This window comes from Pseudomonas fakonensis (assembly GCF_019139895.1).
GTDB classification, from domain to species: Bacteria; Pseudomonadota; Gammaproteobacteria; order Pseudomonadales; family Pseudomonadaceae; genus Aquipseudomonas; species Aquipseudomonas fakonensis.
Genome location: NZ_CP077076.1, coordinates 2,186,761 through 2,207,730, shown reverse-complemented (window position 1 = coordinate 2,207,730; position 20,970 = coordinate 2,186,761). Strand labels below are relative to the sequence as shown.

The window sequence follows — 20,970 nt, the reverse complement described above, 5'->3', positions numbered from 1 at the left end:
CGGTCTCGTGGCGATTGTTTTATAGCATTTGGGTCTTATTTAGCCGATTTTTATAATCTATAGGTCATTACAAAGGCTGTGAAATGCGCTTTAGGCATAACCTCATGCCTTTGACGACAGGCCATAATAAATGCACAAATCACATATTAGCTTATGATTATTTTGCATTTTGAGAATACAAAAGGGCTTTGCTAGGGTTACCTGAAACCGTACGCCGAGCCTTAACCATGAGCCATGACCCCAAGCGCCTGCGCCATTTCATCGAAAGCCTTGCCGGGCTGCTCGACCAGCACCCCGACGAAGCCACCCTCCTCGACCGCGGGCACAACCTGCTGGCCAGCCTGGTCGCCCAGGACGACTGGCTGCCCGAGGAACTGGCCCAGCCCGACCCGCAGCGCTACCAGCAGTACCTTTTGCACTGCGACTCGCGCCAGCGCTTTTCGGTGGTGAGCTTTGTCTGGGGCCCCGGGCAGCGCACGCCGGTGCATGACCACCGGGTGTGGGGGCTGATCGGCATGCTGCGCGGCGCCGAACTCTCTCAGGGCTTTAGCCGCACGGCAGGCGGCGCCTTGCAGCCCCACGGCGCACCGGTGCGCCTGGCCCCGGGCCAGGTGGAAGCCGTGTCGCCGCGCATTGGCGATATCCACCAGGTCAGCAATGCCTACGCCGACCAGGTGTCGATCAGCATCCACGTCTACGGCGGCAACATCGGCGCGGTCAAGCGCGCGGTGTACGCCGAAGACGGCAGCGAAAAACCATTCATCTCCGGTTACTCCAATACCCGCCTCCCCAACATCTGGGACCTGTCCAAAGAGAACCCTGCCCCATGAGCACCGTCACCACCCGCCGTTATGCCGACATTCGCCGTGCGCTGCTGGCCCGCGAGGAGCTGGCCCTGATCGATGTGCGCGAAGAAGACCCGTACGCCCAGGACCACCCGCTGTTCGCCGCCAACATTCCGCTGTCCAGGCTGGAGCTTGAGGTTTACGCCCGGGTACCCCGGCGTGACACCGCCATCACCGTTTACGACAACGCTGAAGGCCTGGCTGCTGTAGCGGCGCAGCGCCTGCTGGCGCTGGGCTACAGCGACGTGGCCGTGCTCGACGGTGGCCTGGCCGGCTGGCGTGCAGCCGGCGGTGAAACCTTCCGCGACGTCAACGTACCGAGCAAGGCCTTCGGCGAGCTGGTGGAGAGCGTGCGCCACACGCCGTCGCTGGCCGCCGAACAGGTGCAAGCGCTGCTGGACGACAAGGCCAACGTGGTGGTGCTCGATGCCCGCCGCTTCGATGAATACCAGACCATGAGCATCCCCGGCGGCATCAGCGTGCCTGGCGCCGAGCTGGTATTGCGGGTGGCGGAACTGGCGCCAGACCCGTCCACCCAGGTGATCGTCAACTGCGCAGGGCGCACCCGCAGCATCATCGGCACCCAGTCGCTGGTCAACGCCGGCATCCCCAACCCGGTGGCGGCGCTACGCAACGGCACCATCGGCTGGACCTTGGCCGGCCAGCAACTGGCCCACGGCCAGGACCGGACATTCAGCGAGGTGAGCGCCGGCACCCGGGCCAACGCCGGGCGCCAGGCGCGCAGCGTCGCCGACCGCGCCGGGGTGCAGCGCCTGGAGCGTGCCGGGCTGGCGGCCTGGCAGGCCGAAACCGCCCGCACCACCTACCTGTTCGACGTGCGCACTGCAGAGGAATACAACGCCGGCCACCTGCCGGGCAGTCGCTCGGTGCCGGGCGGCCAGCTGGTGCAGGAAACCGACCACGTGGCCAGTGTGCGCGGGGCGCGCATCGTGCTGGTGGACGACGACGGCGTGCGCGCCAACATGAGTGCCTCGTGGCTGGCACAGATGGGCTGGCAGGTGGCGGTGCTGGACGGCTTGTCGGCCAGCGACTTCAGTGCCCACGGTGAATGGCAGGCGCCGTTGCCGGCGCTGCCCGAGGCCCGCGAGATCGGCGTCGAGCAACTGGCGGCCTGGCGGCGGGAAGACGGCACTGTGGTGCTGGACTTCACCACCAGCGCCAACTACGTCAAGCGCCATATCCCCGGTGCCCATTGGGCGATCCGCGCGCAACTGGCCGAGGTGCTGGAGCAGGTGCCACCGGCGCAGCGCTACGTGCTGACCTGCGGCAGCAGCCTGCTGGCGCGCTTTGCCGCCCGCGACCTGCAAACCCTGACCCGCACTCCGGTGTACCTGCTCGAAGGCGGCACCGCCCGTTGGATCGCCGCCGGGCTGGCCCTGGAAAGCGGCGAGACGCACCTGGCCGTGCCGCGCAGCGACCGCTACCGCCGCCCCTATGAAGGCACCGACGCGCCGCACGAGGCGATGCAGGGCTACCTGGACTGGGAGTTCGGGCTGATCGCCCAGCTGGAACGCGATGGGACCCATGGCTTTAAGGTGTTGAGCTGAGCGCTGGGAACAACTGTCTTGCTGATGGCCTGAACGCTGGCGCTCCTACAGGTACAGCGCCAGATTCAGGCCTGTGCAATACTGTGGGAAGCGGCCTTGTGTCGCGATGGGGCGCATAGCGCCCCCAGAATATCGGCATCCTGCAAAGTCGCCGGGGCTGCTGCGCAGCCCAATCTCGACCGGACGGCGCCCCGGCAAGACCGCTTCCCACAAGAATCGAGTCGGCTTTTAAAAGTTGAGCAAGACAGTTGCTCCTACACCCATCGCGGCAGCACACGATTTTATTGCATACAACTTTCCCCACGCCCGCGCATCCAACCTCCTGTACACCTTGCCCTTTCCAGGAGGTTTCCATGGCCATGCGCACCACCCTGCTGCTGTCCTGCCTCACCCTGGCCCTGGCCGGTTGCTCAAGCTCCCACGACCAGCACCAGCCGCCCCCCACCACGCAACAGGTCGACCTGCAGCGCTACCAGGGCACCTGGTACGAGCTGGCGCGCCTGCCGATGTACTTCCAGCGCAACTGCGTACAGTCCGAGGCCCGTTACGGCCTGCGTGAGGACGGGCGCATCGACGTCAACAACCGCTGCAAGGAACAGGACGGCCAGTGGAACGAAGCCCACGGCATCGCCGAGCCCCAGGTGCAGGGGCGCACCGACAAGCTCTGGGTGCGTTTCGACAACTGGTTCAGCCGCCTGGCCCCAGGGTTGACCAAGGGCGATTACTGGGTGCTGTACGTAAGCCCCGACTACCGCGTGGCCCTGGTCGGCCACCCTAACCGCGACTACCTGTGGCTGCTGTCGCGCACGCCCACGGTGAGCCAGCAGACCCGCGACCAGTTGCTACAGTTGGCGCGCAAACAGGGCTACCCCACCGACCAGCTGATCTGGCGCCAGCCCGATACCCCGTGACGCCTGCCGGCACTGCCTGTAAGGTGAGCCTCCCCTGGCTCACCCAAAGGATTGCGTGCACATGGTCACCTGCCACCTCAAATACATTATCGACCCCTACCAGGTACCGGCCTTCGAGGCCTACGCCAAGCTGTGGATCCCCATCGTCAACCGCATGGGCGGCAGCCACCACGGCTACTTCCTGCCCAGCGAAGGGGCCAACAACGTGGCCTACGCGCTGTTCAGCTTCCCCAGCCTTGCGGCTTACGAGGAATATCGCACGGCGTCGGAAAGCGACCCTGAGTGCATTGCTGCGTTTGCCCTGGCCACCGAGCAGCGCTTCATCCTCAGTTATGAGCGCAACTTCCTGCGCCCGGTGCTGGGTTAAAGAGCGCTTTACTGCGCCGGTCAATCAGGCGCCTCACCAGCGCGCTCGTTAGCCGGGTGCGCTTTCGCGCCTATGGATTCTCCGATCAAGTCAGTACAGGCCGTCTGATCTGTGCTGAAATAGCGCTCCGTCCAACAGCCCTCTACAAGCCCTCCATCCCATGAGTCAGATGAGCTTTTCCGATTTCGAGTACGCCGGTAAGCGCAAGCAAACCCGTCACGAGCGCTTCCTGGCCGAGAGGGAGCAGGTGGTGCCATGGAGCGGTTTGGTGGAATTGATCGAGCCGCACTACCCGAAGGCCGGCGGTGACCGCAAGCCGTATCCACTGAAAACCATGCTGCGTGTGCACCTGCTGCAGAACGGGTTCTCGTCGAGCGCCCCAGCTATGGAAGAGGCGCTGTACGAGATCACTTCGATGCGCCAGTTTGCTCGCCTGACGCTCAGCGCTCCGCCCCCGAAGACACCACAATCATGAATTTCTGGCACCTGCTGGAGCAGCACCAACTGGCGTCGGGCCTTCTGGAAACCATCAACAATTACCTACGAAACAAGGGCCTGTCGTTGCGCCACGGCACCATTTTCGACGCCACTATCATCCACGCACCCGGTTCGACCAAGATCAAGGAAGGCAAACGCGATCCTGAAATGCATCAGACGAAGAACGGGCATCAGTATTTCTTCGGCATGAAGGCGCATATCGGGGCCGATGCTGAGTCGGGGCTGGTGCATGGCGCAGAGCACGTCGTCTGTGCCGACGCAGGCTACACCGGCGTTGAGAAAAGGCCAGAGCATGAAGGGCGGCCAATGATCTGGCAGGTTGCGGCGCGAAGTAGCACCTACGAGCACTTGAGCAAACGCAGCGTGCGCTACAAAACCAGACGCAAGATCGAGAAGGTTAAAGCGCAGGTCAAACATCCATTTCGCGTGACCAAGCGCCAGTTCGGCTATTTGAAAACCCTATTCCGTGGCTTGGCCAAGAATACGGGAAAATTGACCACACTGTTTGCCCTGTCGAATCTGTGGATGGTACGCCGCCAAGTATTGCCTGGTGCGGAAGAGGTGCACCCGTGAGGGCGCGCATAATCATCGATTTATCTTAAAGGCCACATCATGGAGAAAGCCTGGGTGCGCTGGCTTGTTTGCCTTCTATTGTTCCTATGCGGGGGTGTTTTTTTTAAGCTCCTTCCGCAGGCGAGCGTCGATCTCAAGCTGGATTGGAATGCATTTTCTGCGATCAGTACTTTTGCAGCAGTGATCGTGTCGCTCTACCTGGCGAGCTCCGCGGAGAGAAAGCTAGTGGCGGAGCGCAGAGAGCGTTCGGCATTGGCTGCTGCGCGTGTATGGCCTATCGCCGAGGCATTGAACGGGCACCTGTCTGACCTAAGTGGCTGGGTGTACTTCGATAATCTTGACGATCCCGAGAAAATTTCGGATATACGCGAAAGAGTCAAACGGCTACGGGTCTACCTCGACTGTATGAAAATTGACGATGTCGAGCGAATTGTGGCGATCGATATTTCTGTCGCTAGCTACCTATCGAGAGCTATTGGAGAGATTGAGGGCGTGGTCGTTTCAGTAGAACGGGAGGGGAAGGAGTGGGACACTATTTCCCAAGTAAGTAAAGAGTTCTATCGAAAGCATTGGGGCGACGCGATACTCATTGCTCGGGACTTTCTTCTGATGGCTCTTCCCAGCCTTAAGCATGCTGCCCAAAAAGCCGCTCCTATCCCTGACTGGGCAGAAATTTACGGGAAAGACGATTAACCAAAAAATCTTAAATGTTTCACAGGCGAGTAACCGCGCAGTATCTGGAGGCTCCGTAGGGTCAGACGGCTGGCGATTGATCCAGGAGGAAGACCACCCGTGCTGCGTCTTCGACCCAAGCTGTATCAAGGCGCCGTTGAGCGAGAGTAGCGTAGTCAGGATTCATTTCGCCTGACCGCTCATCTGGTAGCGACTCCGCTGGCGAGACGTTGCCCGCGCCTCGCGGCTCAATCGCTTCCTCTGCAATAGCTGCCTGGTCGAAGTAGTAACACTTCGATTTGCTCAGCAAGAACACGTACTCGTGCGCCTTGGTGCAGCGATCACGTTCGTTCTCTGGCATCGGGTTCGGTTTGCTCCAGACGATGTCCTGGCAAAAGTACCAGCCATCCTCCTGTAGGGCGAAAGCGACTCGCCACGGGATGTGGATCAGGTCCTTTTCCTTTAATCCATACGGCACCTCGTGGATCGATTTGCAGATTTCTTCTTGGCCACGGCGTCGGTTCGCGAAATCATCACCACTCTGCGGGCCTAAGCATCCTTCCGAAATTAACTGTCACTAAGGTTGAGCCATAGCGTGCCATCATCGAGCAGCACGCGGCGCACTTCACGGAAAACGTTGGCCAGGGCCAGCACGAATTCTGAGAGTATTGGCTCCAGGCCAATCTGTCCCTCGGTGCCGTAGTCGCGAAGCCCGAAGTAGGACTAGCTGGTGATGCAGGTGTGCACTGACTAATCCGGCAGCGTTCGCATCATCTCGATGCAGTCGCCCATCAGGATGCTGTGACGCTTGGTCTTTTTGCGCTCCTCGCGTAGAGCAGACAGCGGTAGTTAATGCGATGGCTATGTGAGATCATGAGGTTTTCTACTATAATTCAGGTTCGGTGAAGACGATGACTGATGAGAATCCGAAGTTTCCAGCTGCATCTGTAGCATCTGCGCCACCCGACAATCTCAATCTTTTCCAAGAGCCGAAGGTATCTAATCAGTGGTTTAATGGCCAAGAGGTACATCTAGATGGCTGGCATTTTGTGGGGTGCAGATTCGACAACTGCATAATCTTTGTATCGTCGCCGCTGTTCACTCTTGAAAAATGCCTGATAGACCCTAGCAGCAAAATAGTTATCAACCCCTCCATTGTGGCTCCGGTGAGGATTTTTAACTTTCGGATGCCAAATAATGGACACCCGTACTTTTGGCCAACCTTCCACCCCGATGGCACCATATCAGTAGGGGCTATTCAAAGTGAGAATTAAAGGCGAGGTTACCGCCGCACTAAAGATGGCTGCCACAGGATCGCAGATATTCACGATTTTGCTAATTTTTATCTCTGGCCTTTCAGTCTTGGGATCATTTTTTCTGATTTGGGCTGAAAAGCAGAATTGGGATGTTTTCCTTTGGGTCGCAGGGGTTTCAGGTGCCTTGGCTGCTGGGACATGGTTTATGTCGAGAAAGGACGCTGATCTAGCATCTGGCCATGCAACTACCATTAAGCTTACAGACGGTGAAGTCACTCTGTCTGCCGACCCAAGACTAGGCACTCCGGCTGAGCTTTTGGACAAGGCCGCGAATTTTGCAATTACGCTCGCTAATCGTAAAGCTTTGCCAGTATCTAATGGGTTAGTTGATTCGAATTTTAACCCTATAGAAAATAGCGAGGAAGTCGCCAATAGGACAATCGTTGAGCTGAACGCAATGGCCAAAGCCCTACTTGATCAGTATTCTGAAAAGCTTGGAATTAAAGCTAGCCAGGCAATACAGGTAGGAAAGGAGGTTCCTGTTGGTTTGTCACAGCATGAGGGACCTACTGCTTGATGGCATATGCTAGCCCCCTGCTATGCAGAGGTGAATTTAAGTTTGCCCGGCATGGAGGCGGATTTAGAAACTCTCCGATTAGTCAGCACAGGCCGTCTGACTCGTGCTGAATGCCCCTCCGTCCAACTGCCCTCTGCAAACCCTTGACCCCAAGAGCCAGATGAGCTTTTCCGACTTCGAGTACGCCGGTAAGCGCAAGCAAACCCGTCGCGAGCGTTTCCTGGCCGAGATGGGGCAAGTGGTGCCGTGGAGCGGTTTGGTGACATTGATTGAACCGCACTACCCAAAGGCCGGTGGTGGTCGCAAGACGTATTCAATGGAAACCATGCTACGTATTCATCTGCTGCAGAACAGGTTCTTGTTGAGCGCCCCAGCTATGGAAGAGGCGCTGTCTGAGACTACTTGGATGCGCCAGTTTACTCGCCTCACGCTTAGTTCTCCGATCCCCGAAGACACGACATTCATGATTTTCCGTCACCTGCTGGAGAAGCGCGAACCGGCTTCGAGAATTCTGGAAAACACCAGCAATTACCTGCGAGACAAGGGCCTGTCGCTGCGTCAGGGCACCATCGTAGACGCCACCCTCATCCACGTAGCCAGTTCGACCAAGAACAAGGAAGGCAAACGCGATCCTCAAAGGCACCAGACGAAGAAGGGTAATCAGTACTTCTTCGTCCTGAAGGCACATGTCGGTGCCGATGCTGAGTCGGGCCAGGTGCACCACGTCCACGGCACAGCGGCGACTTTGGTTGATGTAACAGGGGCCGCCAACCGGTTGCATGGCGATGAAAACGTTGTCTGTTCCGATGCGGGTTATACCGGCGTAGAGAAACGGCCGGAGCATGAAGGACGGCCGGTGATCTGGCAGATTGCGGTTCGTCGTAGCACTTACAAGCACTTGAGCAAACACAACGTGCTATACAAAGCCAGATGCAAGATCGAGAAGATCAAAGCGCATATACGAGCGAAGGTCGAACATCCATTTCGTGTGATCAAGCACCAGTTCGGTTTTGTGAACACCCACTTCCGTGATTTGGTCAAGAACACGGCGCAATTGACCACGCTGTTTACCCTGTCGAATCTGTGGATGGTACGCCACCAATTACTGCCTGGTGAAGGAGAGGCGCGCCCGTTAGGACAGACAACCAAGGCGTTGCCTTTGTTATCCAATAATCAGCGGCTGAAAACCCGGCTTTTCGGCATCCCCAAGCCGTACATTTCCGGATGATGAGCAACTTTTCCGAATTTTCCCTAAGGCCAATCACACTCGGGAAACCTGCGTGAACCGATTCAAATGCTCCATGGCACTCGCTGCCAGCCTGATGCTGGGCTGCAGCCCAGAAAAGCAGCTCACTTTCGATGTCGAATACGGCTTCTACGAGAACTTCATGCGCGAACCGGTGGGTGATCGCGGCCAGTTCACCTGCCAGGTGCGCATCGAAGAAAACTACCGGGGCGAGAAGTGGGTGCCTTCGGTGATTCTCGCCGCTGCCGAGGACGACAACGAAGACTCGACGCTGTTCCTGTCCAGCTACCCGGTCGAAGAAGGTACACAGCGCGTGTTCGCGCTGCGCACCCACGTAAACGAAAAGCCAGTGATCAGGGAATGGCCGCTGACCGGCCCCAACCGCAATGACCGCTACGGCCTGCGCGTTGCATGGCATGCCGACGGCTCGATCAGCTACCAGATGGACAACGGCGAGGGCTGGAGCGCGCCGGCCACCGTGCACGACCCCGGCTTCAAGGTACGCCATGTCAGTGCCCATGCCAGCGGCGTGAAGGGCAGCGCCAGTTGCCGGTTGAGCGACGACGACACATCCGACTGAACCAACACTCCCGCTTGGTGATCCTTCACCTGAGCGCCTGAGCGCGCCCGATGGACTTGCGCCATCGCCCCAAGGATCGCCGAACGATAAGGAGTGCCCGTGACCACCACCACCGCCCCCCTCTACTACCGCACGCCTGGTGTGCTGCATACGACCCTGCTGGCCGGCAGCGTGCCGCTGTTTCTCGGCGGCCTGCTCAGCGACATCGCCTACTACCAGAGCTTTCAGATCCAATGGAGCAATTTCGCCTCCTGGTTGATCGCCGGCGGCCTGTTGTTCAGCGGCCTGGCCTTGCTGTTCGCCCTGGCTGGCCTGCTGCGCGGCGCGCGCAAGCTGTACTTTGTACTGCTGTTGGCGGCCTGGCTGCTGGGTTTGGTCAACGCCTTCGAACACGCCAAGGATGCCTGGGCGGTGATGCCTTCCGGGCTGGTGCTGTCGGTCATCGTCAGCCTGCTGGCCTGCGCGGCTACGTGGTTGGGCCTGCGCACGGAGGTGACGCCATGAAGCTTGCATTGAGCGCCCTGAGCATGGCCTTGCTGCTCAGCGCCTGCGGCGGCGAAGGTGAGCCGACCCAGAGCCGCGGCCCCGAGCCGAAACTGCCGGCCCCCGAGCGCGGCCTGCTGCCGAGCATGAAAATCGCCGAGCCTGCCGCCTGGGACGACAGCATGCCCAAGGTGCCCGAGGGCTACCGCATCACCGCCATCGCCAAGGATTTGAAGATCCCGCGCCAGACCCTGGTGCTGCCCAACGGCGACATCCTGGTGGCCGAAGGCCGTGGCGGCAGCGCCGCCAAGCTCAAGCCCAAGGACGTGATCGCCAGCCAGATCAAGGCCAAGGGCAACACCCAGGTCAAGGGCGGCAACCGCCTGACCCTGCTGCGCGATGCCGACGGCGATGGACAGTACGAACTGCAGACGGTGTTCGCCGAAAATCTCAACGCCCCCTACGGCCTGGCCTTCGACAACGGCAAGCTGTACGTGGCCAACCAGGACGCGCTGGTGCGCTTCGACTACCAGGACGGCCAGACCAAGGCCGGCGGCCCGCCGACCAAGGTTACCGACCTGCCAGCCGAGATCAACCACCACTGGACCAAGTCGCTGGCGGTGAGCCCCGACGGGCGCTACCTGTACGTGGGCATCGGCTCCAACAGCAACATCACCGAGCGTGGCATGGAGGCCGAGGTGGACCGCGCCATGGTCTGGGAGGTGGACGCGGTGACCGGCGCCCACCGCCCTTACGCCACCGGCCTGCGCAACCCCACCGCGCTGACCGTGCAGCCCGGCAGCGGGCAGTTGTGGGCGGTGGTCAACGAGCGTGACGAACTGGGGCCGGACCTGGTGCCCGATTACCTGACCTCGGTGAAGGACGGCGCGTTTTATGGCTGGCCCTTCAGCTACTGGGGGCAGAACGTCGATGAGCGGGTACGCCCGCAGAACCCGGACAAGGTCAAGGCGGCAATCGCCCCCGACTACAGCCTGGGTTCGCACGTGGCGGCGCTGGGGGTGGACTTCTCCACGGCCGCCATGGGCCCGCAGTTCGCAGACGGCGTGTTCGTGGGCGAGCACGGCAGCTGGAACCGGCCCAACCCGGTGGGCTACAAGGTGATCTTCGTGCCGTTCAAGGGCGGCAAACCGGCCGGTGAACCGGTGGACTTCGCCACCGGCTTTCGCGGCGAAGACGGCAAGACCCGCGGCCGGCCGGTGGGGGTGACGGTGGACCCGCGCGGGGCACTGATCATTGCCGATGACCTGGCCAATACCCTGTGGCGGGTGACGCGGGTGCAGTGACAGCGCATCTCCCTCTGTAGGAGCCGGCTTGCCGGCTCCTACAGAGGGGCGGCTTGCCGGTTGATCACATTCACAAACCAACAAATTCTCCCGATCGAAGCGATATTTTTTCTTTAACGAAAATGTAATATTCGCTTTCGCATACCTATAACAATCGGGAGCTTCACATGTTTGCCTTTTTCCGCCCTGCCCTGCACAAGGCGCCGCTGCCCGACGAGCACGTCGACAGCACCTACCGGCGCATGCGCTGGCAAATTTTCGCCGGGATCTTCTTCGGCTATGCCGGCTACTACCTGCTGCGCAAGAACTTCTCCCTGGCCATGCCCTACCTCATCGAGGAAGAGGGCTACACCCGCGGCCAGCTGGGCCTGGCCATTTCGGCCATCGCCATTGCCTACGGGCTGTCCAAGTTCCTCATGGGGCTGGTGTCCGACCGCTCCAACCCGCGCTACTTCCTGCCCTTCGGCCTGCTGATCTCGGCCGGGGTGATGTTCATTTTCGGTTTCGCACACTGGGCCACCTCCAGCGTGGCGATCATGTTCACCCTGCTGTTCATCAACGGCTGGGCCCAGGGCATGGGTTGGCCGCCGAGCGGGCGGACCATGGTGCACTGGTGGTCGCAGAAGGAACGCGGCGGCGTGGTGTCGGTGTGGAACGTCGCCCACAACGTCGGCGGCGGCCTGATCGGCCCACTGTTCCTGCTGGGCCTGGGCTGGACCAACGACTGGCACGCGGCGTTCTACGTGCCGGCCGCCGTGGCCGTGCTGGTGGCGGTGTTCGCCTTCGCTGCCATGCGTGATACCCCGCAGTCGGTGGGGCTGCCGCCGGTGGAGCAGTACAAGAACGACTACCCCGAAGGCTACGACGAGAGCCACGAGCAGGAATTCAGCGCCAAGCAGATCTTCGTCGAGTACGTGCTGCGCAACAAACTGCTGTGGTACATAGCCCTGGCCAACGTGTTCGTCTACCTGCTGCGCTACGGCGTGCTGGACTGGGCACCGACCTACCTGAAAGAGGCCAAGCACTTCAGCGTCGACACCACCTCGTGGGCGTACTTCTTCTACGAGTGGGCCGGTATTCCCGGCACCCTGCTGTGCGGCTGGATGTCCGACAAGATCTTCCGCGGCAACCGCGGCCTGACCGGCATCGTGTTCATGGCCCTGGTGACCGTGGCCACCCTGGTGTACTGGCTGAACCCGCCGGGCAACCCGACCATCGACATGGTCGCGCTGTTCTCCATCGGTTTCTTGATCTACGGGCCGGTAATGCTGGTCGGCCTGCAGGCGCTGGAGCTGGCACCGAAGAAGGCCGCCGGCACTGCCGCAGGCTTCACCGGGCTGTTTGGCTATCTCGGCGGCTCGGTCGCGGCCAGTGCGGCAATGGGCTACACCGTCGACCACTTTGGCTGGGACGGCGGCTTCGTCATGCTGGTCAGCGCCTGCCTGCTGGCCATCGCCTTCCTGCTGCCGACCCTGCGCCACACCAAGGCTGCGAGCAACCCGCGCGAAGCGCTGGCCTGACCGGCCGGGCCCGGTGCTGCCTCAGGCGCCGGGCCAGGCCCGCAGCAGGGCGATGAAGTGGTCCAGCGGCAGGTGCCGGGCCGGCATCTTGCGGCTGCCGTAGCCCTCGATGATCACGTCCTCGTCATCGAAACTGACTTTGTAGGCATTGCCCCGGTAGGCCTCTACCAGGCGGTTCTGCCTGGCCGCCAGGGCTTTTTCCAGCAGGTGCGCAAGGGCCTCGGACGTGGCCTCTTCGTCGAGAAAGCGTTGTAGGTCGGGGGCGGTGGGTACATCGGCGGGGTGGGACATGGGCAGGTTCCTTCTGTCGGCGAAACGGCACGCGGACCGGTGCCGGAATGCAGCTTCACCACGCAGAATAGGCCGTTAATGGCAGGTTGCCAGCCCTGGATGTGCGGTGCGTCACTGTAGGGGATCACCCTGCCCTTTGGGCTGCGCTGTCGCGTAGAGAACTAAATCTCGCAGATGCACCGCGGTCCCTGTGGGAAGCGGCCTTGTGTCGCGATGGGGCGCAAAGCGGCCCCAAGGCCTCGACCTCATGCAAAATTGTCGGGGCTGCTGCGCAGCCCATCGCGACACAAGGCCGCTTCCCACAGGGACCGCGGTGCATCTGCAAGACCAGTTCTCTGCGCGACAGCGCAGCCCGAAGGGCTGGGTGATCTTCTACAGAAAATACAAAGGCAGCTGGCTTAACACTGGCGCCCCACCCAATCATCAAGTTGCGCGTTCTCTTACCCCAGCAACTTGCGCATGAACACCCGGGCGAAGCCGTCCTGGGTGGCGCGGTGGGTCTCGCGGTAGCCGAGCTTCTGGTAAATGGCGATGTTCTCGGTCATGCGCTCGTGGGTATACAGGCGAATCGCCTCGCACCCTGCGGTCCGAGCTTGCGCCTCGCAGGCGTCCATCAGCAGGCGGCCAATGCCCTGCCCCTTGCACGCAGGCAGCACCGCGACGTTCACCAGCAGCAGTTCGCGGCCCTCATGACGTAACACCAGAACACCGACGATGCGCTCGCCTTGCAGGGCGACGAACACCAGCTCGTCGCGCACCACTTGCCCGTAGTCATCCAGCATCGGCCCGGGTTTGCGGCCGATACGCGGGATGTAGGGGCTGCATGCCTCGGCGACCAGTACGGCGATGGTGTCGGCGTCTGCCGGGTTTGCCCGGCGCAGGGTGGCGAGCATCTGGCTCAGCCCTGCGATGGCGTGCCATGCCCCGGCCAGAGGATGGCCTGGGCGGCGACCACATGGCCCTGCGCGGCATCGAAGGTGACGCTGGGCGAGCCGTACAGCTGGTAGCCGAGGGCGAGGTTTTCGCTGATGCGCTTGCAGAAGGCGGCGTCGTCCTTGCCGGTGATCAGGCGGTAGATGGGCAGGCCGTTGGGGGGAAGGGCAGACATAGAGAACTCGCAGAGAGAATGTGTACGTAAAGTGACCTGTACAAGACAGAACATCAAGTGAAGTCGAATTAGTCGGATGCCTTTCACCTAGCCACCTGCCACGTCCACAACATCCATGTTTCGCCGCAGAAACGATGCGATTCAGCCATGCAGCAAGCGTCGAAACTGCTAAAATGTCGGCACGTCGATCACTCGGGCCGATGCGGATTACCGCCTACGAAAGCCTGTATGCACGCAACTGATGCGCGTATCAATATGACACGAAATTTCGCTACAAGAAGAGGTTCAAGATGTATCTGGTAAAGATCGCACTGCAGGATGTAAGGTCAATCGAATCATTGAACCTCGACTTTCGAACTGCAACTGAAGACACGCGTCGCTGGACGCTTCTACTCGGCGAAAACGGCTGTGGTAAAAGCTCGGTTTTAAGGGCGATGGCCTTGCTGCTGGCAGGCAGTGAAGCCCTTCCGGAACTGCTGGGTGATCCTGATGCCTGGATTCGCAACGGCGCAAAAAAATGCCGAATCGAAGGGACATTGACCACCGCGGCCGGAGAACTTCGTAACATTTCGCTGGAAATCAATCGAGGCGATGGCATACGGCAGATATTCTCAAATAACCAAGCCTCACTCGAAGCCTTGGACAATGCCATTTTCAAGGCAGAACGAAACTATTTCGTACTTGCCTATGGTGTCTCAAGGCGTCCAACTGCAACAAAAGCCAGATCGACCTTCCCCGATGAGCGTTCGCGCGTACCCCGCGCACAAGGCCTGATGACGATGTTCTCCGCTGACGCCCAGCTGGTGTCATTGGAACAGTGGATAATGGATCTCGACTATCGACAGGGCGAGCATTCAATGCACGCGGTCCGAGAAGCACTGGACAAGTTGCTTCCCGGCATGACGTTTTCCCACATCGATAGAAAAACGCGCCAGATAATTTTTGATACCGTCGACGGGAAAATCCCCCTTAGCCAGCTCTCCGATGGATACCAGAACATGGCCGCCTGGTGCGGCGACCTGCTTTACAGGATTACCGAGACCTTTCCCGACCGTAAAAACCCACTCGCCACGCGTGGCGTGTTACTGATTGACGAGCTTGACCTTCACCTGCACCCCGTCTGGCGGCGCCGGCTGGTTGATTTCCTTTCGTCCATCCTGCCTAAGTTTCAGTTTATCGCCACCACGCATTCTGCGCTGACGGCTCAGCAAAGCGGTGAGGATGAGCTTTATGTGATTCGAAGAGACAGCGTCGATCAATCACCCAAACTCATTCCTTTTATCGGCGAACCTCGAAAAATGATGCTCCATCAACTTCTGATGAGCCCCATGTTCGGGCTCGAGTCTCTAGACTCTGTAGAGGTTGAACGAGCGCGCGCCGTTGTGCGGGAGCTGACTTTCAAAACCAGCCCGCTGAGCAGCGCCGAAAAACGTCGCTTGAAAGACATGCAAACCATACTGAGCGATGCCCCGAATTGGGATATCGTACCGCACTATGCAAAAGAGCAAGCCGAACTGCTTCGTTCACTAAAACATTCGCTCGGCACCCCCGTCAAAGGCTCGCGAACCAAAAAACCACAGATTTCTGCCGAAAAAATCAAAAGCATCACCCTGCGCCTGGGGAGCGAACAGTGATAAAAATAACGCGCTCTCGCAAGGCCGCTGACATCAGAGCCTATACCGGCGCCCACCTGAAGAACAAGCTGAACGCGTTACTCGACTACTACTACGAAGATGGCGGCAACGGCACTGTAAACTTTAAGATAAAAACAAGGCAAAAATGGAAAACAGCCAAAAAACAATTGAAAAAAGAATCGCATGACAAATGTGCTTATTGTGAGGCTGACACGGCAGCGGTCGCTCATGGCGACGTCGAGCACTTTCGCCCCAAGAGTCTGTACTGGTGGCTCGCCTATTGCTATGACAATTACACGTTCAGCTGCCAGATATGCAACCAATCCTACAAAAGCGATAACTTCACAATTATTGGCCCGCGACTCGCTGCACCCGTCATTCCCGTTGCGAAGCCCACGATAACTAGAACACTCGAGGTGTTGGTATCTTCACTGTGTCCTGACCCTGCCAAGACGAATGATGCTGCCATACAAGCACTCTTCTCGACAGAAGACGCCGACCTGCCCAATCCCTACATCGACAACCCCGAACATTATTTCGCTTGGCGTGTCATCCCAGAAACCGAGGAAGTCTGGCTTGTTCCACCGGCAGGCGACCCCGATGCTGCACGGGCAGTAGCATCAGCGGTGTCAACCTTGGGTTTAAACCGCGTAGAACTTTTACGTCTTCGCTGGCAGGCATATGACGGCCTCGAAACCTCGGTGCTGGCATTCCAGGAGAGCAGCGCCTCCGACGAGAAAAAGCAGGAAATGCTGGTTCGCATCCGTCGACAGGCAGGGGACGCTCGTCCCTTTGCAGGTATGAAACGATTTTTCCTGAAGCAATGGAACATGCTTTAAGGGTTCAGTTGCCGGGCTCTACCAGTTGGTGTTGCACCTCGCCCGATCCCGCACCGGACACTGTGCCCGGTGCAGATTCAACGCCGTATTGATGATCCCGATATGGCTGAACGCCTGGGGGAAATTCCCCAGCATGCGCCCCCCCGCCGGGTCATATTGCTCGGCCAACAATCCCACATCGTTGCAAAGCCCGGTCAACCGCTCGTACAACGCCTGAGCCTCCCCCTGCCGCCCCAACAGCACATACACATCCGCCAACCAGAACGAACACACCAAAAACGTCCCCTCCCCCGGCGTCAGCCCGTCACTGCAGCTGTCACTGTCGTAGCGCAGCAACAGCCCGTTACGCAGCAGGCGCTTCTCGATCTGCTCCAGGGTGCGCAAAAAGCGCGGATCATCCGCCGGCAAAAACCCGGTCAAGGCAATTTGCAGCAAGCTGGCGTCCAGCTCGGTAGACCCATAGGCCTGCACGAAATGGCTGCCACTGGCATCCAGCCCCTGCGCACAAACCTCCTCACGAATGCGGTCAGCCACCTCGCGGTAATGCCGCGCCTGCTCACGCCCCTCCTCGGTGGTTTCGGCCAGCCCCGCCGAGCGGTCGAAGGCCACCCAGGCCATGACCTTGGAATGCACGAAGTGCTGACGCCCGCCGCGCACCTCCCACAGCCCCTCGTCCGGCTCGCGCCAGATACGCTCCAGGTACGGCATGATCGCCCGGGCAATGGCGGCGCTGCGTGGGTGGCGCGGCAGGCCACCGCGAATGGCCTGGCTCATGGCGTCGGCCAACTCGCCATAGATGTCCAGTTGCAACTGGTCGGCAGCAGCGTTGCCCACCCGCACGGGCTGCGAGTGCTCGTAGCCCGCCAGCCACGGCAAGGTGAACTCGGTGAGGTCGCGCTCGCCGGCCAGGCCGTACATGATCTGCATCTGCTCGGGGTTGCCGGCCACCGAGCGCAGCAGCCATTCGCGCCAGGCCTGGGCTTCGTCGAAGTAACCCAGGTTCATCAGCGCCAGCAAGGTCATGGTGGCATCGCGCAGCCAGCAGAAGCGGTAGTCCCAGTTGCGCTCGCCGCCCACACGTTCGGGTAGCGAGGTGGTCACCGCGGCGACCATGCCGCCGGTGGGGGCGTAGGTCATGGCCTTGAGGGTCAGCAGCGAGCGGCGCACCAGCGCGGTGTAGGGGCCGACGTCGGGGCAGCGGGCGGCGAAGGCCTGCCAGTGGTTGATGGTGTGTTCCAGGTCGTGGTCGGCATCGCAGCCGGGCTGCACTGGCAGGTGCGAGGGCTGGTGGCACAGGCTGAACACCTGGCGCTGGCCGGCGCACACGCGAAAGCGCGCGACGCTGTGGTGGTCCTGGCCGTGGGTGGCAGTGGTGCTGCGCAGAATCAGCCGATCAGGGCCGGCCACGGCGCTCAGGGTCAGCGGGTCGATCTTTTCCACCCAGGGCACGCTGCGGCCGTAATCGAAGCGCAGCACCAGGTCCATCTCGAAGACAGTTTCGCCGGCCAGGCCTTCGACGATGCGCAGCACCGCGTTGCTCTCGCCAAGGGGCATGCAGTCGAGCACCCGGGCGCGGCCGCTTGAGGTAACCCAGGTGGTTTCCAGCACCAGGGTGTCGTCCAGGTAGCGGCGGCTGCAGTGTTCTACCGGGTCGCTGGGGGCGATGCGCCAGCGGCCGTTCTCTTCGTTGCCGAGCAAGGCGGCGAATACGGCGGGGGCGTCGAAGCGCGGCAGGCACAGCCAGTCGAGGGCGCCGTCGCGGCTGACCAGGGCGGCGCTGCGGCAGTTGCCGATCAGGGCGTAGTCTTCGATGTGGGCGGGCATCGGGGCTCCTGCGGTTGGCGGGGTTCGCAGGGTTGGATGCCGGGATGGGGCTGGACGTTCCGCTGGGGGTGACCAGCAAAGCCGAAACATATCCCTGTAGGAGCGGCCTTGTGTCGCGAAAGGGGCGCAAAGCGGCCCCGATATCTACGCATCATGCAAAATCGCCGGGGCTGCTGCGCAGCCCGGTCGCGACACAAGGCCGCTCCTACAGGGGTATGCGCCGCGCAGGTATTCAACCCAGGCGATGCCACTCACGCTTATCGCGGCTCAGCAGCTCGTTGCCGGCCTCGGGGCCATCCTCGCCAGCGGCGTACTCATGCACCTCCCCGCTGGTCCAGGCATCCAGAAACGGCTGCACCGCGCGCCAGCCGTTCTCGATGTTGTCGGCGCGCTGGAACAAGGTCTGATCGCCGGTCAGGCAGTCATAGATCAGCGTCTCGTAGCCGGTGGCCGGGGTCATCTTGAAGAAGTCCTTGTAGGCAAAGCCCAGCTCGACGTTCTCCATCACCAACTCCGGCCCCGGGCGCTTGGCCTGCAGGTCGAACCACATGCCCTCGTTGGGCTGGATCTGGATTTTCAGATAGTTGGGCTTGGGCCGCTCCAGCTCGCTTTCACGGAACTGCGCATAGGGCGCCGGCTTGAAGCAGATGGCGATCTCGGTATCGCGCACGCTCATGCGCTTGCCGGTACGCAGGTAAAACGGCACCCCGGCCCAACGCCAGTTGTCGATCATCACCTTGAGCGCCACGTAGGTTTCGGTCTGGCTGCCTTCGGCCACGTTGGGCTCGTCGCGGTAGGCGGCAAGCTTCCTGCGGCCCTGCTTGCCGGCCGCGTACTGCCCGCGCACCGAATTTTTCAGGGCCATCTTCGTCGACCAGGGGCGGATGGCGCCGATCACCTTGGCCTTTTCGCCGCGCACGGCATCGGCGCCGAACGCTGCCGGCGGCTCCATGGCCACCATGGCCAGCAGTTGGAACAGGTGGTTGGGCACCATGTCACGCAGCGCGCCGGTGTTGTCGTAGAAGGCGCCGCGGGTTTCGACGCCGACGGTCTCGGCGGCGGTGATCTGCACGTGGTCGATGTAGTGGTTGTTCCAGAACGACTCGAACAAGCCGTTGGAAAAACGGCTGACCAGGATGTTCTGCACCGTTTCTTTACCCAGGTAATGGTCGATGCGGTAGATCTGCCGCTCGCTCATCACCTTGAGCAGGCAGGCGTTCAACGCCTCGGCACTGGCCAGGTCGGTGCCGAAGGGCTTTTCCACCACCACCCGGCGAAAACCGCCGGCGGACTCATCCAGAAGGCCCGCCTCGCCCAGGCGCTGGGCCACTTCGGGGAAGAAGCGCGGCGAGGTGGCGAGGTAGAAAATGGCATTGCCGTGGGCAGTCTTGTCGATGCGTTTGCCCAGGGCTTGGTAAGTTGCAGGGTCGAGAAAATCGCCGGTCTGGTAGTCCAGGCGCTTGGCCAGGCGTGCCCAGAGTTTTTCATCCAGGCACTTGGCGGCGCCTTCGCCGACCTTGTCGCGCTCCTGCATGAAAGCATGCAGGCGGCCGGCAAATTCCTCGGCGGTGGCCGGGTTATGGTCGACGCCGACGATGCGCAGGTTGCGGTCGAGCAGGCCGTCGCGGCTGAGGTTGTACAACGCCGGCATCAGCAGGCGCTTGACCAGGTCGCCATTGGCGCCGAACAGAAACAACGTGCAAGGCGGTGCAGCGGGTATTTTCGGTTCGGTCATTGGCCTTTTTTCTCCACATGGCCACCGAAGCCCAGGCGCATGGCAGAGAGCACCTTGTCACCGTAGGTGCCCTGCTGCTGGCGCGAGCGGAAGCGCGCGAACAGCGCGCTGGACAGCACCGGCACCGGCACCGCCTGCTCCACGGCGGCGTCGATGGTCCAGCGCCCTTCGCCGCTGTCGGACACCGAGCCGCTGAACTGGCTGAGCTGCGGGTCGGCCACCAGGGCATCGGCGGTGAGGTCCAGCAGCCACGAGGTCACCACGCTGCCACGGCGCCATACTTCGGCGATTTCCGGCAGGTTCAGGTCAAAACGCTGCTCCTCTGGCAGCTCGTCACCGCCTTTGCTACGCAGCAGGTCGAAGCCTTCGGCGTAGGCCTGCATCAGGCCGTACTCGATGCCGTTGTGCACCATCTTCACGTAGTGGCCGGCGCCTGGGGGCCCGGCGTGAATATAGCCATGCTCGGCGCGCTGGTGCTCGCCGCTGCGCCCCTGGGTGCGGGGGATGTCACCAACGCCGGGGGCCAGGGCCTTGAACAGCGGCTCCAGGCGCTCGAACACGTCCTTTTCGCCACCGATCATCATGCAGTAGCCACGCTCCAGGCCCCAGACGCCGCCGGAGGTACCCACATCGAGGTAGTGCAGGCCGCGCCTGGCCAGCTCGGCGGCGCGGCGCATGTCGTCCTTGTAGAAGGTGTTGCCGCCGTCGATGATCGCATCGCCCGGCTCCAGCAGCTCGGCCAGCTGGGCGATGGTCTGCTCGGTGGGCTCGCCGGCCGGCAGCATCACCCACACCGCGCGCGGCGCCTTGAGCTTTTGCACCAGCGCGCCGAGGTCGTGGGCCCCTTGCGCGCCCTCGCCTTCCAGGATGGTGATGGCCTCGCGGCTGCGGTCATGCACCACGCTGCGATGGCCGGCGCGCATCAGGCGCCTTGCGATATTGCCGCCCATGCGGCCCAGCCCGACGATTCCCAGTTGCATGTGCCGACGCTCCCGTTAGCAATGGATGACACGCGTTGAAGGTTTCAGGTTAGTCCAGCCTGCCGCCCAAGGGTTCACCGACGAACGGCACGACCACGATAAACAAAAAAGTTCCCATGGGCAGGGAAAGAATTCAGAATGCGCGCCGCGTGAAGCGAC

At 61.1% G+C, this 20,970-nt stretch carries 19 protein-coding genes and 2 pseudogenes; 14 read left to right on the top strand and 7 right to left on the bottom strand.

What is annotated here, in order from left to right; translation table 11 throughout:
• Nucleotides 1-227 precede the first annotated feature (227 nt).
• The 6 genes from KSS94_RS09970 to KSS94_RS09945 all read left to right on the top strand — a co-directional run bounded on the left by KSS94_RS09970 (nt 228) and on the right by KSS94_RS09945 (nt 5,455).
• Nucleotides 228-830: a cysteine dioxygenase family protein gene (locus tag KSS94_RS09970; protein WP_217842812.1), complete on the top strand. Its 603-nt coding sequence runs from the start codon at nt 228-230 to the stop codon at nt 828-830.
• Nucleotides 827-2,413: a rhodanese-related sulfurtransferase gene (locus KSS94_RS09965; protein WP_217842811.1), complete on the top strand. Its 1,587-nt coding sequence runs from the start codon at nt 827-829 to the stop codon at nt 2,411-2,413. Before KSS94_RS09970 ends, KSS94_RS09965 begins: the two co-directional genes overlap by 4 nt.
• Nucleotides 2,414-2,766: 353 nt before the next feature.
• A complete protein-coding gene (locus KSS94_RS09960; protein ID WP_217842810.1) occupies nt 2,767-3,324 on the top strand; it encodes a lipocalin family protein in 558 nt (185 codons plus the stop codon).
• A gap of 61 nt (nt 3,325-3,385) precedes the next feature.
• Entirely contained in the window at nt 3,386-3,691 is a 306-nt protein-coding gene (locus tag KSS94_RS09955) for an NIPSNAP family protein (RefSeq protein WP_217842809.1), read from the top strand.
• Nucleotides 3,692-3,851: 160 nt separating this feature from the next.
• Nucleotides 3,852-4,762, top strand: a protein-coding gene (locus KSS94_RS09950) for an IS5 family transposase (RefSeq protein ID WP_225935856.1) whose coding sequence is annotated in 2 segments (ribosomal slippage) — nt 3,852-4,128 and nt 4,128-4,762 — 912 coding nt in all. Because the reading frame shifts where the segments join, the coding sequence is not laid out codon by codon here.
• A 39-nt stretch (nt 4,763-4,801) separates the two neighbouring features.
• Nucleotides 4,802-5,455, top strand: a complete 654-nt coding sequence (locus KSS94_RS09945; protein ID WP_217842808.1) for a hypothetical protein — start codon at nt 4,802-4,804, stop codon at nt 5,453-5,455.
• A gap of 238 nt (nt 5,456-5,693) precedes the next feature.
• Here KSS94_RS09945 and KSS94_RS27445 read toward each other — a convergent pair.
• Nucleotides 5,694-6,226: pseudogene (locus KSS94_RS27445) on the bottom strand (DNA-methyltransferase); the annotation flags it as partial.
• Nucleotides 6,227-6,697: 471 nt separating this feature from the next.
• Here KSS94_RS27445 and KSS94_RS09935 point away from each other — a divergent pair.
• The 6 genes and pseudogenes from KSS94_RS09935 to glpT all read left to right on the top strand — a co-directional run bounded on the left by KSS94_RS09935 (nt 6,698) and on the right by glpT (nt 12,400).
• Complete coding sequence (locus KSS94_RS09935; RefSeq protein WP_217842807.1) at nt 6,698-7,267, top strand: hypothetical protein; 570 nt, start codon at nt 6,698-6,700, stop codon at nt 7,265-7,267.
• Between the two features lie 160 nt (nt 7,268-7,427).
• Nucleotides 7,428-8,396, top strand: a pseudogene (locus KSS94_RS09930) (IS5 family transposase); the annotation flags it as partial.
• Between the two features lie 151 nt (nt 8,397-8,547).
• Nucleotides 8,548-9,093, top strand: coding sequence for a hypothetical protein (locus KSS94_RS09925; protein ID WP_225935855.1), 546 nt, complete (start codon nt 8,548-8,550; stop codon nt 9,091-9,093).
• A 99-nt stretch (nt 9,094-9,192) separates the two neighbouring features.
• Nucleotides 9,193-9,597: a DUF2231 domain-containing protein gene (locus tag KSS94_RS09920; RefSeq protein WP_217842806.1), complete on the top strand. Its 405-nt coding sequence runs from the start codon at nt 9,193-9,195 to the stop codon at nt 9,595-9,597.
• Nucleotides 9,594-10,880 (top strand): PQQ-dependent sugar dehydrogenase, encoded by a 1,287-nt coding sequence (locus KSS94_RS09915; protein ID WP_217842805.1) that lies wholly within the window; start codon nt 9,594-9,596, stop codon nt 10,878-10,880. The genes KSS94_RS09920 and KSS94_RS09915 overlap by 4 nt, the downstream gene beginning before the upstream one ends.
• Before the next feature lie 167 nt (nt 10,881-11,047).
• Nucleotides 11,048-12,400 (top strand): glycerol-3-phosphate transporter, encoded by a 1,353-nt coding sequence (gene glpT / locus KSS94_RS09910; RefSeq protein WP_217842804.1) that lies wholly within the window; start codon nt 11,048-11,050, stop codon nt 12,398-12,400.
• A gap of 21 nt (nt 12,401-12,421) precedes the next feature.
• Here glpT and KSS94_RS09905 read toward each other — a convergent pair whose 3' ends face one another.
• The 3 genes from KSS94_RS09905 to KSS94_RS09895 form a co-directional block, all read right to left on the bottom strand.
• On the bottom strand, nt 12,422-12,691 hold the full coding sequence (locus KSS94_RS09905) for a hypothetical protein (protein WP_217842803.1): 270 nt from the start codon (nt 12,689-12,691) through the stop codon (nt 12,422-12,424).
• Between the two features lie 440 nt (nt 12,692-13,131).
• Complete coding sequence (locus KSS94_RS09900) at nt 13,132-13,584, bottom strand: GNAT family N-acetyltransferase (protein WP_217842802.1); 453 nt, start codon at nt 13,582-13,584, stop codon at nt 13,132-13,134.
• 5 nt (nt 13,585-13,589) lie between these two features.
• Nucleotides 13,590-13,799, bottom strand: coding sequence for a DUF1737 domain-containing protein (locus KSS94_RS09895; protein ID WP_217842801.1), 210 nt, complete (start codon nt 13,797-13,799; stop codon nt 13,590-13,592).
• Nucleotides 13,800-14,089: 290 nt separating this feature from the next.
• Here KSS94_RS09895 and KSS94_RS09890 point away from each other — a divergent pair, with 290 nt between their 5' ends.
• Both KSS94_RS09890 and KSS94_RS09885 read left to right on the top strand, forming a co-directional pair.
• The gene (locus KSS94_RS09890; protein WP_217842800.1) at nt 14,090-15,433 is read left to right on the top strand and encodes an AAA family ATPase; all 1,344 of its coding nucleotides are present in this window, start codon (nt 14,090-14,092) and stop codon (nt 15,431-15,433) included.
• Nucleotides 15,430-16,272, top strand: coding sequence for an HNH endonuclease family protein (locus KSS94_RS09885; RefSeq protein WP_217842799.1), 843 nt, complete (start codon nt 15,430-15,432; stop codon nt 16,270-16,272). Before KSS94_RS09890 ends, KSS94_RS09885 begins: the two co-directional genes overlap by 4 nt.
• Nucleotides 16,273-16,290: 18 nt before the next feature.
• Here KSS94_RS09885 and KSS94_RS09880 read toward each other — a convergent pair whose 3' ends face one another.
• The 3 genes from KSS94_RS09880 to gnd form a co-directional block, all read right to left on the bottom strand.
• Entirely contained in the window at nt 16,291-18,096 is a 1,806-nt protein-coding gene (locus KSS94_RS09880; protein ID WP_217842798.1) for a glycoside hydrolase family 15 protein, read from the bottom strand.
• Nucleotides 18,097-18,328: 232 nt separating this feature from the next.
• A complete protein-coding gene (gene zwf, locus KSS94_RS09875) occupies nt 18,329-19,831 on the bottom strand; it encodes a glucose-6-phosphate dehydrogenase (protein ID WP_217842797.1) in 1,503 nt (500 codons plus the stop codon).
• Nucleotides 19,828-20,811 carry a phosphogluconate dehydrogenase (NAD(+)-dependent, decarboxylating) gene (gene gnd / locus KSS94_RS09870; protein ID WP_217842796.1) on the bottom strand — a complete coding sequence of 328 codons (984 nt, stop codon included), beginning with the start codon at nt 20,809-20,811 and terminating at the stop codon, nt 19,828-19,830. The genes zwf and gnd overlap by 4 nt, the downstream gene beginning before the upstream one ends.
• Nucleotides 20,812-20,970: the final 159 nt, after the last annotated feature.